This window comes from Bradyrhizobium sp. S69, from assembly GCF_009766005.1.
Taxonomy (GTDB): Bacteria; Pseudomonadota; Alphaproteobacteria; order Rhizobiales; family Xanthobacteraceae; genus Bradyrhizobium.
Genome location: NZ_LMUK01000021.1, coordinates 1 through 13,461 on the forward strand (window position 1 = coordinate 1; position 13,461 = coordinate 13,461).

The 13,461-nt window shown below is 59.7% G+C and carries 16 protein-coding genes; 10 read left to right on the forward strand and 6 right to left on the reverse strand.

The genetic code is table 11. The annotated features are described in order from the left end of the window. Nucleotides 1-107: 107 nt before the first annotated feature. A complete protein-coding gene (locus GSQ88_RS06790; RefSeq protein ID WP_159006617.1) occupies nucleotides 108-1,058 on the reverse strand; it encodes an AraC family transcriptional regulator in 951 nt (316 codons plus the stop codon). A 144-nt stretch (nucleotides 1,059-1,202) separates the two neighbouring features. Here GSQ88_RS06790 and GSQ88_RS06795 point away from each other — a divergent pair, with 144 nt between their 5' ends. Beyond that, nucleotides 1,203-1,634, forward strand: a complete 432-nt coding sequence (locus tag GSQ88_RS06795) for a YybH family protein (protein ID WP_159006618.1) — start codon at nucleotides 1,203-1,205, stop codon at nucleotides 1,632-1,634. Between the two features lie 410 nt (nucleotides 1,635-2,044). Here GSQ88_RS06795 and GSQ88_RS06800 read toward each other — a convergent pair whose 3' ends face one another. Beyond that, nucleotides 2,045-2,680: a GntR family transcriptional regulator gene (locus GSQ88_RS06800; RefSeq protein ID WP_159006619.1), complete on the reverse strand. Its 636-nt coding sequence runs from the start codon at nucleotides 2,678-2,680 to the stop codon at nucleotides 2,045-2,047. Nucleotides 2,681-2,919: 239 nt separating this feature from the next. Here GSQ88_RS06800 and GSQ88_RS06805 point away from each other — a divergent pair, with 239 nt between their 5' ends. From GSQ88_RS06805 to GSQ88_RS06835, 7 genes are all read left to right on the forward strand, one after another. Then, nucleotides 2,920-4,089, forward strand: a complete 1,170-nt coding sequence (locus tag GSQ88_RS06805; RefSeq protein WP_159006620.1) for a DSD1 family PLP-dependent enzyme — start codon at nucleotides 2,920-2,922, stop codon at nucleotides 4,087-4,089. 4 nt (nucleotides 4,090-4,093) lie between these two features. Further along, nucleotides 4,094-4,480, forward strand: a complete 387-nt coding sequence (locus tag GSQ88_RS06810; RefSeq protein ID WP_159006621.1) for a RidA family protein — start codon at nucleotides 4,094-4,096, stop codon at nucleotides 4,478-4,480. A 63-nt stretch (nucleotides 4,481-4,543) separates the two neighbouring features. Continuing rightward, nucleotides 4,544-5,236, forward strand: coding sequence for an HAD hydrolase-like protein (locus GSQ88_RS06815; RefSeq protein ID WP_159006622.1), 693 nt, complete (start codon nucleotides 4,544-4,546; stop codon nucleotides 5,234-5,236). A gap of 24 nt (nucleotides 5,237-5,260) precedes the next feature. Beyond that, the gene (locus GSQ88_RS06820) at nucleotides 5,261-6,130 is read left to right on the forward strand and encodes an amino acid ABC transporter substrate-binding protein (RefSeq protein ID WP_159006623.1); all 870 of its coding nucleotides are present in this window, start codon (nucleotides 5,261-5,263) and stop codon (nucleotides 6,128-6,130) included. A gap of 57 nt (nucleotides 6,131-6,187) precedes the next feature. Beyond that, complete coding sequence (locus GSQ88_RS06825) at nucleotides 6,188-6,895, forward strand: amino acid ABC transporter permease (RefSeq protein ID WP_159006624.1); 708 nt, start codon at nucleotides 6,188-6,190, stop codon at nucleotides 6,893-6,895. 5 nt (nucleotides 6,896-6,900) lie between these two features. Next, nucleotides 6,901-7,551 (forward strand): amino acid ABC transporter permease, encoded by a 651-nt coding sequence (locus tag GSQ88_RS06830; protein WP_159006625.1) that lies wholly within the window; start codon nucleotides 6,901-6,903, stop codon nucleotides 7,549-7,551. Beyond that, nucleotides 7,548-8,282 (forward strand): amino acid ABC transporter ATP-binding protein, encoded by a 735-nt coding sequence (locus GSQ88_RS06835; protein ID WP_159006626.1) that lies wholly within the window; start codon nucleotides 7,548-7,550, stop codon nucleotides 8,280-8,282. Before GSQ88_RS06830 ends, GSQ88_RS06835 begins: the two co-directional genes overlap by 4 nt. A 201-nt stretch (nucleotides 8,283-8,483) precedes the next feature. On the opposite strand, the gene GSQ88_RS06840 is transcribed toward GSQ88_RS06835, so the two are convergent. Then, the gene (locus GSQ88_RS06840) at nucleotides 8,484-9,431 is read right to left on the reverse strand and encodes a sensor domain-containing diguanylate cyclase (RefSeq protein WP_159006627.1); all 948 of its coding nucleotides are present in this window, start codon (nucleotides 9,429-9,431) and stop codon (nucleotides 8,484-8,486) included. Nucleotides 9,432-9,699: 268 nt separating this feature from the next. Between GSQ88_RS06840 and GSQ88_RS06845 the strand changes: the two genes are divergently transcribed. Continuing rightward, a complete protein-coding gene (locus GSQ88_RS06845; protein ID WP_502706703.1) occupies nucleotides 9,700-10,500 on the forward strand; it encodes an aldolase in 801 nt (266 codons plus the stop codon). Nucleotides 10,501-10,760: 260 nt separating this feature from the next. On the opposite strand, the gene GSQ88_RS06850 is transcribed toward GSQ88_RS06845, so the two are convergent. Beyond that, complete coding sequence (locus tag GSQ88_RS06850; protein ID WP_174247942.1) at nucleotides 10,761-11,357, reverse strand: redoxin domain-containing protein; 597 nt, start codon at nucleotides 11,355-11,357, stop codon at nucleotides 10,761-10,763. A 171-nt stretch (nucleotides 11,358-11,528) separates the two neighbouring features. On the opposite strand from GSQ88_RS06850, the gene GSQ88_RS06855 reads away from it, so the two are divergent. Beyond that, a complete protein-coding gene (locus GSQ88_RS06855) occupies nucleotides 11,529-12,119 on the forward strand; it encodes an NADPH-dependent FMN reductase (protein ID WP_159006628.1) in 591 nt (196 codons plus the stop codon). A 42-nt stretch (nucleotides 12,120-12,161) separates the two neighbouring features. On the opposite strand, the gene GSQ88_RS06860 is transcribed toward GSQ88_RS06855, so the two are convergent. Together GSQ88_RS06860 and GSQ88_RS06865 are read right to left on the reverse strand one after the other, a co-directional pair. Next, nucleotides 12,162-12,593, reverse strand: a complete 432-nt coding sequence (locus GSQ88_RS06860; protein WP_159006629.1) for a hypothetical protein — start codon at nucleotides 12,591-12,593, stop codon at nucleotides 12,162-12,164. A gap of 17 nt (nucleotides 12,594-12,610) precedes the next feature. Further along, the gene (locus GSQ88_RS06865; protein ID WP_159006630.1) at nucleotides 12,611-13,396 is read right to left on the reverse strand and encodes a 2-keto-4-pentenoate hydratase; all 786 of its coding nucleotides are present in this window, start codon (nucleotides 13,394-13,396) and stop codon (nucleotides 12,611-12,613) included. Nucleotides 13,397-13,461 lie beyond the last annotated feature (65 nt).

The window sequence follows — 13,461 nt, forward strand, 5'->3', positions numbered from 1 at the left end:
GCCCATGGACGGCTCTCCTCAGATGGGTTGTGACAACGACCATCTTGGCACATCGATGCCGGTCGGGGCGCCGTCCACCCCATCACCGTAATTCCCAAGGCTCCAGATTATTTTGCATCGGACCTTGCTCGAAATTCCTTCGGAGTGCAGCTTGTCTCGCGCCTGAAGAATTTGCTGAAATGCGTGGCTTCCTGAAATCCTAATCTTTCAGCGATGACGCCCACGGGCAAGTCCGTGTGAACCAGTAGGCGTTTGGCTTCCAGATTGATGCGCCTCGAAATGAGGGCTTTTGCGCTCATGCCGACGGCCAGCGTCGTGGCGCGCGTCAGGCTCCTCTCGGTGCAGCCAAGGTGCCTTGTGTAATCGCTGACTTGGTTCCACTCCGCGAAGTGCTTCTCGACGAGTCTCTGAAAGCGGTTGAAGCGCTGCATGGAGCCCGAATGCCGCGGCTCCTGTATCCGCCGCTGGCCGTGAACAACCGTAAGCCAGGTCACGAATGCGTAGAACTGATAGCGCAGTAACGCATGAACATCGGCCGTGAGTTCATTAGTGCGGTCGACATTCTCCGATGAAGGAATGTTTGATCGCAAGAAGGTGTTGAGCATGGAATCGTCGCTCATCCGACGGATCGCAGCCGTTGCTCGATTCAGTTGCCCGCTGTCCAGGCTGAGGCGTTCAGGCAAACGGTCAAGATTGAAGCCTGGCCGTAGATCGTGAGGTGACGAAGCAGCCGGCAAAAGAAGCTCGGGGCGAAACAGAATAATCCATCCATCCCAGCCTTCGTCAAGTCCGAAATTGTGAGCCTGGCCGGGCCGCAGCAAGAGCAAGGTCCCGGCACTGCATGAAACGGGTTCAAAATCCAATAGCTGAATGCAGCGGCCCTGGGTGATGCAGATCAGCATGTAGAACTCATAGCTGTAGGTCCGGTGCATTGCCTCTGCGCGGGTTCTTCGCTTGAGGTTTGACACACGAAAGATTTCCAAGTCGTAGTGGTAGGGCTTTGAGGGCTGATAGCTGAGGCGCTCGATATTGACCTTCCGTCGGGAGATCGGAGTCATTTCCAAGCTCTTTCCGCGTCGTCTAGGTTGACGAGTCCGGGCGATATGTCCGAATTATATCAGAAAATGCCCGTTTCATGCCTTTAATTGACGCATAGTTGGCCGCTAATAGCCATTCCCTTGATCGTGTTGGAAGGAGCAAAGATGGCGGTGGATGTGAAGAAGATCGGCGGGGCGATTCTCGAACTGGAGCGCTCGCTCAACGAGCGCTGGAGCGCAGGAGACTGCCACGGCTATCTCGACAACTACCACGACGATATCAGCTATTTCGACCCCGTCGTCGAGAGGATCCTTGTTGGCCGTGAGTCCGTGGTCGAGCATCTCCTGAAGATTTATAAGAATCCGCATATCGTGCGGAGCGAATATCTCAACCCGCATGTGATTGTCAGCGATGGCGGCGATCTTGCAGTGTTGAGCTACAACCTCAATACTTTTAACTCGGACGAAGCGGGTGGCGACAAGCTACGCAAGGCTTGGAATACGACGGAGGTTTATCGTCTTGTCGATGGCCAATGGCGCATCGTGCATTCGAACTGGGCGCTCACGAAGTCCTCCTCCGTTGCTACAGCATCATAAGGAATGAGGTCGCTCGTGCGGTCAGGCGTCGCCGTTCGATAGAGCATATTGGGATCGAAGCGCTTGGAGGGCGGTTGTGGGCGACCGCGACTGAACCGCGAGGTGCGTTGTTTCGATCTAATCTGCCAACGAAACAAGCTGACGTTTCTGCCGAGGCATCGTCCCGACAAGGCCGCGCAAGTGCTGCTAACGGTCATCGCACCAGACCCGGACGCTGTGGCACGCGCGTTCGAAAGCTGGCGCGTCTGATGTGGCAGCGGCTCCAGCCTCCACCGCGTGGCGCGCGCCGGGTTAGCTCTGCCGGTTCTAACGTAGCGCTACGACGAAGCAATAGTGCCCATCTTCATCGGTCGTGGCGCGCCAAAACTTCCACCATCCAAAATAAAACGGCGAACTTTACTTCGCCAATCTCACGGACGTGCCGTCTGATCTGATTCCATTTTTTGCAGGTACCGCAACACAACTTCCCCTGAAGTCATGATGTGTTGCTCGATAAACGCCATCACGCCGGCTCGGTCCCTGGCAATACAAAGGTCCAATATTTTTTGATGTTCGTTCTGGGTGCTGACCGGGAACGTCTGGTCACCCCATGCTAATCGCCAATAGCGATTGAGATTGTTGCGGGCGCGGCTGACCTGCTCGAGAAAGAACGGCCGGTTGGCGCGCGTGTATATGACGGTGTGGAATTCGGTGGCGAGCCGCAAGCGCTGCGCCGGATCGCTGGTCTTGTCGATCTTCGCCATGATGAGGCGGGCGTGTTCGATATCGCGCTCGGTCAGATGATCTGTCGCCCAGCCGGCCAGCCGGGGTTCGAGAATGGCGCGGAATTCCATCAGTTCACGTGCGACCGTGCTCGACAGATCCGAGACGAAACAACCGCGATTGTGATGCAAGATGGCAAGCCCCTCCGCGACCAGAGCCTTGAGCGCCTCGCGCACCGGCGTATGGCTCACGCTGAACTCTGCGGCGATCTCATCCTGTTTCAGCGGTGCGCCGGGGGCAATCTCGCCGCTGCAGATCGCGCCGCGTAGGGCGTCGGCGATCATTTCCGTGCTACCGATCGGTTTGGGTCTGGTTGCGCCTGGCAAGGACATCTCCTCGAATTCAATTTGACATATAATATATAATCCTGTAGCCCGTGCAATGGGAGAGGGAAAAGGCAAAGCCGGTGTCGTTTAAGATTATATATAATATGCAATTTTGCCGGATCTGCATCGGCGTATCTGCGGCGCGTAGTCCGATCGCTATCGCAACTTCAATCTCCGGCCGCGTGGATTGATCGGCCATGTCATCCGCCGGCGCCTACTCACGCCAGGAGATCGGTCTAGCGCTCGACGTTCTGGAGACGCCGTGTCTGGTGCTGGAAAAATCCCGGCTGGTTGCGAACGTCGCGCGGCTGAAGCGGCATCTGCAACCGTTGGGCGTCAGGCTTCGCCCGCATCTCAAGACCGCCAAGAGCATTGATGTCGCCCGGCTGGTGATGGATGGCGCACAAGGGCCGGCAACAGTCTCGACGCTGAGAGAGGCTGAATACTTCTTCAGTCACGGCGTCACGGATCTGCTCTATGCGGTGGGTATCGCCCCGAACAAGCTCGATCACGTGTTCGACCTGCGCCGGCGCGGCGCCGATCTGGCGATCGTTCTCGACAATCTGGAAACCGCGCAACTGGTGGCGGCAAAAAGCGCCGAACGGCGCGATCCGCTTCCGGTCCTGATCGAGGTCGATACCGACGACCACCGGTCCGGAATCAAGCCGCCGGACAGTATCCTCGTCGCGGTTGGGCGCACGCTTCACGCGGGCGGTGCCGTGCTTCGCGGTGTGATGACCCATGCCGGCAGTTCCTACAGCCTGCAAAACCAGGCGTCGTTCGAGGCGACGGCCGAGCAGGAACGGTCCGGCATCGTAGCGGCCGCCGCCGCGCTGCGAGCCGCGGGATTACCATGTCCGGAGGTGAGCGTGGGATCCACGCCGACCGCGCATTTCGCCCGCGACCTCGCCGGCGTCACCGAGGTGCGTGCCGGGGTTTTCATGTTCTTCGATCTGGTGATGGCGGGGATCGGCGTCTGCGATATCGAGGACATCGCCCTCTCGGTACTCGCAACCGTGATCGGACATCAGCATGACAAGGGCTGGATCATCGTCGATGCCGGCTGGATGGCGATGTCGCGTGATCGTGGCACCGCGCGTCTCACGGTCGATCAGGGCTACGGCGTGGTTTGCGATCTCACGGGCGATCCGATTCCGGATCTGATCATGATCGACGCCAATCAGGAACATGGCATTCTGGCTGCGCGCCCCGGCGCTCAATCGTCTCCGCCGAAACTTCCGGTGGGCGCGATGGTGCGGATCTTTCCCAACCATGCCTGCGCCACCGGCGCCCAACATGACCGCTACTACGTCGTCGACCACGACCGGATCGTGTCCGCGATCTGGCCTCGTATTTATGGATGGTGATCCGATGTCGAACCCAATCAAGGCCATTGCAACTGAAACGGCTCCGCAAGCATTTGGGCACTACGCGCAGGCGGCGGAGGCCGCGGGCGTTGTGTACGTCTCAGGCCAACTCGCCGCGCGGGCCGATGGGGCGTCACTCGCGGACCAACCTTTCGAGGTTCAGGCCCGCCAGGCGCTCGCCAACATCATCGCGATCGTTGAGGGAGCAGGCCTCGGCCGCGATCGCATCGCAAAAGTGACCGCCTATCTCGTCGGCGTCGAATACTGGCCGGCGTTCAACGCGATCTATGCCGAGGTCTTGGGCAATCATCGACCGGCGCGCGCGGTGGTGCCGGTTCCGGCGCTACATCACGGCTACCTGATCGAACTCGAAGCTATCGCCGTCCGATGAAGCAAAGGTGCGTGCGGCGGCGCGCACTCGTTCAGAATCAAAGCATCCTCTGGAATTCGATTAATGAATAGCGAAATACACCCGACACGCCTGCGGCCGAAGCTGATGTCGTTTGATGTCTTCGGAACGCTGATCAGCGTTCGCGACAGTTCCTATAGCGCCTTTGAGCGCATCCTGGCCGATGCCGGCGCGCGTCATCTCGACATCAAGGCGTTCTGGGAGCATTGGGAACATCGGAATATCGCGCATTACTGGGGCCCATATCGCTCGTATCGGGAGATCTGCGAACTCTCGCTTGCCGAAACGTTTGAGCATTTCAAGGTGGTGGGCGACAGCCGATTGATCGATCGCTACTTCGAGGCCTTCCCGCGCTTCTTCCTTTACGACGATGTCGTCCGCACGCTGGATCAACTGTCGCGCCATTACAGACTGGCGGTGGTGTCCAACATCGATGATGATCTTTTGGCGTTGACGCCACTGAAGCGAAACTTCGACCTTGTATGTACCGCGCAGCGAGCCCAGGGCTACAAGCCCGACGGCACGCTGTTTCGCTACCTGATCGAAAATGCGGGCGTCGCGAAGGACGAAATCCTGCACTCCGGGCAATCGCAATTCACCGATCTCGTCGGCGGCAAGCCGCTTGGATTGACCATTGCCTGGATCAACCGTCGCCAGATAGCGCTCGACGCTTCCGTCCCACGCCCGGATTTCATTTTCCCGGATATTCAATCCCTGAGCAGCGTCGTCCACATCTAAGAGCAATGCAACGAGGAGCGTGTGATGTTCGTTCGAAAGATCAGCCTGCTGACCGTCGTCGTGGCGGCTCTCCTGCCGGCGCTGGCCGGCGCGCAAGAAGCCGATACCGCCCTGGCGCGTATTCAGCAGAACAAAGCCGTCACCATCGGATTTCGCGAAAGTGCGGCGCCATTCGCCTATCTCAACGAGAGCAAGCAGGCGAGCGGCTATTCTATCGACATCTGCAACAGGATCGCCCAGGAGATCGGCCGCAAGCTCAACATCCCCCACATCGAGACCAGGTATGTGCCGGTGACGCCGCAAACGCGGATTCCGCTGATCGCCAACGGCACGGTCGATATCGAGTGCGGAACCACCGTCAATTCATTGGGCCGTCAGGAGCAGGTCGACTTCAGCTATGCCGTTGCGCTCGCCGAGGGCAGGCTGTTGGTGAAAAAGACGTCGGGCATCCAGGACCTGTCGGATCTCAATGGCAAGATTGTAGCACTTGCCGCGGGCACCACGGCCGAGCGCTACGTGCGTGCTGCACTGGATCGGAATAAGATCAACGTCCGGGTGCTTCAAGTCCGGGACAACGCGGAAGGGCTGCTCGCCGTCAACTCGCAGCGGGTCGATGCATTCGTCAATGATGCGGTTTTGCTCGGCGGTGTGCTCCGCACGGCGCCGAACAAGGATGACTTGGCCATTGTCGGCAAGCCGCTGTCGTTCGAGCAGGTGGCCTTCATGGTCGGAAAAAACAATTCCGGCCTGTTGACCATCGTCAACGGGACGATTGCCCGGCTGCTCGCCAGCGGTGAACTTCATCGACTTTACGACCAATGGATCACGCCCTATGGCGTGCCGATCGAAGGTGAGGTCGACACTCTGTTCAAGATCGAAGCCATTGCCGAATAAAAATAGGCCCGCGGGCGTGATGCTGTTGTCGGTGATCGAAGCGCGAGGCGCTGCGTCATGAACTATCAGTGGAATTGGGGTCTTCTGCTGAGAGCGCCTTACGCCGGCTGGCTGCTGACCGGGCTTGGCTGGACCGTCGCGCTGTCGATCGCGGGCTGGCTCATCGCGCTGCCACTCGGAACCACGATCGGCATTGCCCGCACGTCATCGTCGCGCTGGGTACTGCGACTTTCCGGCTTCTATGTTTCCGTGTTTCGTAACATTCCGCTGCTGCTGCAGATGTTCGTGTGGTTCTTTGTGGTGCCGGAATTACTGCCCGCCAAGCTCGGTCTGTGGTTCAAGCGGGATCTGCCGGCCCCCGAGTTCTGGACCGCCGTGCTGGCGCTCGGGTTCTATACCTCCGGCCGCTTGGCGGAGTTATTTCGGGCCGGGCTGCAGGCCGTTCCGCGCGGGCAGAGGATGGCCGCCGATGCAACCGGCATGAACCGGGCGCAGGCCTTGCGTTACGTCGTTATGCCTCAGGCGCTGAGGATCATCCTGCCACCGCTGACCTCGGAATTTATGTCCATCGTCAAGAACTCGTCGCTGGCCTTGACCATCGGCGTGCTCGAACTGACGGCGCAGAGCCGGCAAATCGAAAATTTCACCTTTCACGGCTTTGAAGCATTTGGTGCCGCGACGGCCTTCTACGTACTGGTCGCGCTCGTCCTCAACCTGGTCATGGTCTGCCTGCAGCGGACCCTGGCCTTACCCGTTGCGGTGTAACTCCGATGCCGGATTATTCGTTCATTGTACGAAACGCCAGCTTTCTCTTCGACGGTCTGCTGCTCAGTCTGACCCTGACACTGATCGGTGTTATCGGCGGGCTTGCGGTCGGTACCGCCCTGGCGCTGGTCCGGCTGTTCACTGGCGTCATCGGCAATTATGCGGTCGACGCTTACGTTTTCGTGTTTCGCGCGATTCCGCTAATCCTGGTGATCTTCTGGTTTTATTTCATGGTGCCTCTGATCCTGGGGAGACCGGTCGGCGCCTGGACCTCTGCGATCGTCGCTTTCACGCTATTCGAAGGTGCCTACTACAGCGAAATCCTGCGGGCCGGCCTGAAGAGCGTTCGCGCGGGGCAATTGAACGCGGCGCTCGCCGGCGGCATGAGCCGGGCGCAGGCACTGCGCTACGTGATCTTTCCGCAAGCCTTTGCCGCCATGATCCCGATCTTCCTGACCCAGGCGATCATCCTGTTTCAGGATACCTCGCTGGTCTTTGTCGTCTCGCTGCATGACTTCCTGACCGCGACGACCATCATCGCCAACCGGGACGGGCGGCTGATCGAAGCCTATGCGTTTGCCTGTCTCGTCTATTACCTGATCTGCCTTGCAGCGACAGCCGGTGTGGAAAAGCTGAAAAGGACATTCGCCCGATGATCGAGTTCAAACACGTCAACAAATACTATGGCGCAAACCATGTACTTCGCGATGTCACGATGACGGTCTCGCGCGGCGAGGTCGTCGTGGTCTGCGGACCGTCCGGATCGGGCAAGTCGACGCTGATCAAGTGCGTCAACGCACTCGAGCCCTACCAGGATGGCCATATTCTTGTGGATGGCATCGATGTCGGAAATAAAGCGCGATCGGCCACCCATTTGCGGCAGCGGGTCGGCATGGTGTTCCAGAATTTCGAACTCTATCCGCACCTCAGTGTGATCGAGAATATTTGCCTCGCGCAGCGCGTTGTCCTCAAGCGCCACGCTGAGGAAGCGAGAGAGCGGGCCCGGCGTCTGCTCGATCGGGTCGGCCTGAAGGACAAAGAAGCGGCGTATCCGATGAATCTGTCGGGAGGCCAGCAGCAGCGCATTGCGATCGCGCGTGCGCTGGCGCTCGATCCCGAGATCATGCTGTTCGACGAACCGACATCGGCGCTCGATCCCGAAATGATCAATGAGGTTCTCGACGTCATGACGGCGCTCGCGGCCGACGGTATGACCATGATGGTGGTCACTCACGAGATGGGATTTGCGCGCCGCGTCGCCAGCCGCGTGGTTTTTATGGATATGGGCGAAGTGGTGGAGGATTGCTCGACCGAGGCGTTTTTCAGTCACCCGCAGTCCCGCTCCGATCGAGCGCGACTATTCCTCGACAAGATATTGTCGCATTGATCAATCGCGATAATTGCTCAGCGAGTTTGCTGGCAGCGGACGGTAACGGTGGTGGCAAAACGTGCCGGCGGGCGGTTTGACAAAGACGATTTATGAAATAATTTCAATTACATAAAAGTTTGTAGTTTTATTCTGAATGGCGCGCCATTTGGTACTCATCTTCGAACCCGGAACGGCCCCGTTCCGGCTGGCCAGGATTGCCTACGCCGCCCGGCTGTAGCCGTCGTCGCCGACCAGGTGGACCTTGTTGCGGCCGGCGGCCTTCGCATCATAGAGCGCGATGTCGGCTTCGGCGAATAGTTCGGTGATCCGCCGCCGATGCGGGCGGCCGACCAGAGCAACGCCGATCGAGGCGCCGACCTCGAGGCGAAGACCATTCCAGAACAACGGTCGGCTCAACATCGCGACGGTCTGCCGCAGCACATGCGCGATCCGGGCAGGGTTTGTCGGCGCGCGCAGGATGATCGCGAATTCGTCGCCGCCGAGCCGGGCGACCAGACCAGCCTTGTGAAAGGCTTGCCCCAGCCGCCGCGCGACCTCGCACAGGCACGCATCTCCGGCCGAATGGCCGAGCGTATCGTTGAGGTCCTTGAAACGATCGAGGTCGATCAGGACCAGTGCCGACGCGAAGCCATGATTCAGGCTGTCGCCGACGACCTCGCGATAACGGGCCTGGAAAACCGAGCGATTGGCGAGCCCGGTGAGCGAATCGGTTTCGGCCTGCCGCCGCAGGCACTCCATGGCTTGTCGGTCGGAGGTGATGTCCTGTTTGGCGCCGAAGATCCGCCTCGGCCGCCCGTTGTTTCCCTCCGTGTTGATCGAGAGGCGCATCCAGCGCCTTTCGCCGCGCCAGGTCCTGATCTCGGTATCGAGCGTCACCGCGCGGCCGCTCCGGATCGCCTCGGCACGCGCGAGTTCCATGTTGCGCCGCGACTCCTCGACATAGAGATCGACGATGGTGGCGCGCCGCAGCGGGTTGCCGATCGGATAGCCGAAGATGTCGTGGACGCCCGGCGTCCAGGTCAGGCGCTCGGTCTCGAGGTCACATTCCCAGGCGCCGATGCGGGCGTGATTCAAGGCCTGGTCGTAGAGGCGCACGCGAACCGCATCCGACAGGGCCGCGGCCGCATGGTCTGCTTCATCTCTCATTGATGTTGCGGCAGCATTCCGGGATTTTGCCCATGCGTCCTTTGCCCATGTGTCCAAGGACTAACGTGTCTAAGAATTAGGGCTAGCGTGTTAACGAACTCTATATTTCGGCAAGCGGCCGGCCGGCGGGGGCCGCTTGTATCGAGGACGGACGTCTGGGCTGGACTTTATCCGCGGCGACGGCGCAAATCGTGGCCGACCTCGTGACGGCAGACAAGCCCGGCCACGCCGCCTAGACTACCCCGCGTCTTTTTGAAGGATCCAAGCCTTGGCCCACTCCATGCCCACGCAGAAGCCCGACGCCACCGTCGAGGTCATCTCCAATCGTCCACCGCTCGATGCTCCCGAAGTTATGAAGGCACGTATGGATCTGGCCGCATGCTTCAGAATGGCGGCGAGATTGGGCCTGGAAGAGGGGATCTGTAACCATTTCTCCGTGTTGGTCCCAGGGTATGACGATCTCTTCATCGTCAATCCGTATGGAAAAGCTTTTGCCGAGATAACGGCCTCCAGTCTGCTCATCTGTGACTTTCACGGGCGGGTCGTCTCCGGCGACGGTTCGCCTGAGGCAACGGCGTTCTATATCCACGCGCGTGTCCATGATCGGCTGCCGAGAGCAAGAGCCGTTTTTCATACCCACATGCCATACGCAACGGCGCTATCCATGACTGAAGGCGAGCCGCTTTTGTTTGCGGGCCAGACAGCGCTAAAGTTCTATGGCCGTACCGCAGTCGATAGCAACTATAGTGGCCTGGCGCTGGACAATGCAGAAGGAGACCGTATCGCAAGCAGTATCGGCGACGCGGATGTTCTCTTTATGAAGCACCACGGCGTTATGGTATTGGGCCGTAGCATTGCCGAAGCATGGGACGATATCTATTACCTCGAGAGAGCCTGTCAGGTGCAAACGTTGGCGCTGTCGACCGGCCGTAAGGTCACGCCCGTGGCAACCAGTATCGCTGCCGCGGTAGCCAGGCAGATGCGTGACGGCGATGCTGAATCCGGTAGATTGCATTTGGAGTCTATCAAAAGGAGACTCGATATCGAGGAGCCGTCGTATCGAAGCTAACCGCGGATATTGTGCGCCGGCGTGTTAGCGAGCTCCATATTTCCGAGCGCGGCCACCAGCGTCATCCTTTAGAGCGTTTTCGAGCGAAGTGGATACCGGTTCGCGTCAAGAAAACGCGTCAAAACAAGAGTCTAGAGCCCGGTTCTGATTCCATCAGAACCGAAGAGGCTCTAGGAGGAGGCGGCACGCAGTCGAACCGGCCGCGACCGCAGCCTGCCGGCGAGCAGATCGACATTCAATCGGTTGCCCGGCCGTTTCGCCTAATCCTGTTCGCCGAGCGTTTGACGATAGGTTTTGCCGTACGGATAGAACTGTTCCTTGCGGCCCTGCTGCCAGGCCGCCTTGAGTTCGGGCGTGGTGATGTCCCAATCCGGCCGGCACTTCCTGCTGACGGCGCGCAGGTCCTGGCGCAGCTCTTCCATGGTCGGCCGCCCGAAGAACCAGTAGCCATTGTAGATCTTGTAAATGACAAGGCCGGGCTCCAGCACGATCACATGCGGGATCATGGGATTGTGGAGGGGATCTGTGTATTCGGCGATGTCGAGATCCTTCTGAACAACGCGCCGGGGATCGGACAGGAACGGCCAGTGGGCGCCTATTCCGCTGCGATTTTCGCTGGTCTCGGTGATATTGTCGGTGCTGATCGTGACCAGCCGGCAATAGCCGACCTCCATCTCGCGATGCAGTTGCAACAGCCCTTCTGCCTGACGGCGATCTTTCGGGCAGAACCCGCCGCGGCTCAGGACGAGCACCATCGGCTGCTCTTGCTGCAGCTCGGAGAGCTTTCGATGCTTCGTCGTATGGTCGGCCAGTTCATAGTCGGGAAAAATAACTCCCGGCGCCATATCGGATCGCATGTGAAGTCCTCCATGTGTGAGCTGGTTCGTGGGGGCGGGCATATCTTTGCAACTGGCAACGGTGCACATAAGATGGTGCGGCAAGTTTCGTCTGGCCGAACCGCGTGAAGCAGGCGGGCGCGACAGTTTCGTTTTGGGCGCTGCCAGCGTGTGGCCGCCGAGGAAACCGCCATGAGCCATCAAATCCTGGTTTTTTACGGCTCATATCGGTCCGACCGGATGGGCATCCGCCTCGCTGAATTCGTGGTCGAGCGGTTGCGGCGCCGAGGCGAGGCGGTCGAACTGATCGACGCCAAGGCGGTCAACCTCCCGATGCTCGATCGAATGTACAAGGAATATCCTCCGGGAGAAGCCCCCGAGCAACTGGCGCAATTGGCTGGCAAGATTCGCGATGCGGACGGCTTCGTATTCGTCACCGGCGAATATAATTGGGGTATTCAGCCCGGGCTGAAAAACCTGACGGATCATTTTCTGGAGGAATGGTTCTGGCGGCCGGCCGCGATTGCGAGCTATTCGGCCGGACGTTTGTCCGGCGCACGGGCCTCGACCGCCTGGCACGGCACGCTCTCCGAGATGGGAATGGTGGTGGTTTCAAGCACGATTGCCGTTGGTGGCATCGGACATGCCCTCACGGCCGATGGTGCGCCCATCGGCGAGGCCGGCAAGGCTCTCGAAGCGGCGTTCCCGCGCTTCGCCGACGATCTGATGTGGTGGGTCGAAGCGGCCAGCATGCAGCGACAGCGCAAGAAGCCGCCGTATTGACCGCCAGATGTCGCGAGGCTGAGAGGCCTCGCGCGGCAGCTATCAGTCCGTCACAATGATGGAATTGAGCTCGCACCAATCGCGTAACGCGCGTTCCGTCGCCTTGGCTTCGAACGCGTACCAGAGTTCGAGGACGTTGCGCCTTGTCACCAGCGCCCGGAATTTCCGGTAGGCGCCGCTCTTGTTGAAGATGTAGCGAACCTCGTCAAAATCGTCCGGCAGATATTCGCGTGCAAAGTCCAGCACCAGTGGCTTGCCGAGACCGAGCTCTCGTTTGTTCGGGATCGTCAGATATTTTTCCTCATCCTCGATGTCGTCCGGCAGCTCATCATTCAGTTCGTCGAAGTCGGAATAGTCGGAGTGCCAGTATACCTTGCCGGTCCGCCGGCAGAGAAAGGCGCGATTCTCGCCGAAGTCGCCACGCGTGTCGGCGAAATCGAAAGCCTCTTGGATGTCTTTGAAGCTCGCAGGCATTGCAGTCGCCCTCAAGATCACCGCACGATGACGCTGACATCTCCGATCCCATCCATTGAGAATCCGTAAGCCGCGTCCTCGGTGGGAAAGATGGTCTTCATCACGCTTCCGGTCATCACGATCTGTCCGGCCTTGAGGCTTTCGCCCGTCGCGGCGAGATGCGCGGCAAGCCACGCCACCGAATTGAAGGGGTGGCCGAGGATATCGCGGCCATGGCCTTCGCCAATCGCCGCGCCGTCCTGCGTCGCCTTGCCGAGCACGTTCGCGAGGTCCGGCCACGGCGTGACCAGTTCCGAAAGCACGATACCGCCGTTCCAGGAATTATCCGCCAGCAGCGCGAGCACGTCGAGGCCGGTGTAATCCGCGGCGCGATCGTCGACCAGTTCGATCGCGGCGCAAACGCCGCCGATATAGGGCGCGATCATCTCGGCCGTCATCGGCGACACATTTGCCGGCACGTCCGATTTGATGCGGACGGCGATTTCGAATTCGAGGCCGAGCCGCCCGAATGCGGCACGGCGGATGGTCGCTCCCGATCGATGCTCGCGTTTGGCCAGAACCACGCCGGCGATCGGATGATCGATGCCGCAGAATTTCTGCATCGGCTCAGAGGTCAGTCCGACCTTGTAGCCGATGGGGTCGCCGTGCTCGGCGCGGAGCAGCCCGACAAATTGGCGCTGGATGTCGTAGGCATCGGCGATGGTGGCGGGCCCTTGCGCCCGGTCGAATGGCCGAAACTGCGTGTTCGCGTTGTGCTCGGCGAGCAGCATTTCGGCCGCGTGTCGCGCCGCGGTCTCTTGCATTGTTCTCTCCCGTTTTTTTGAAACCATATCCGTTTGGTGGCAACTACAATAGTCTTGTGGCGACG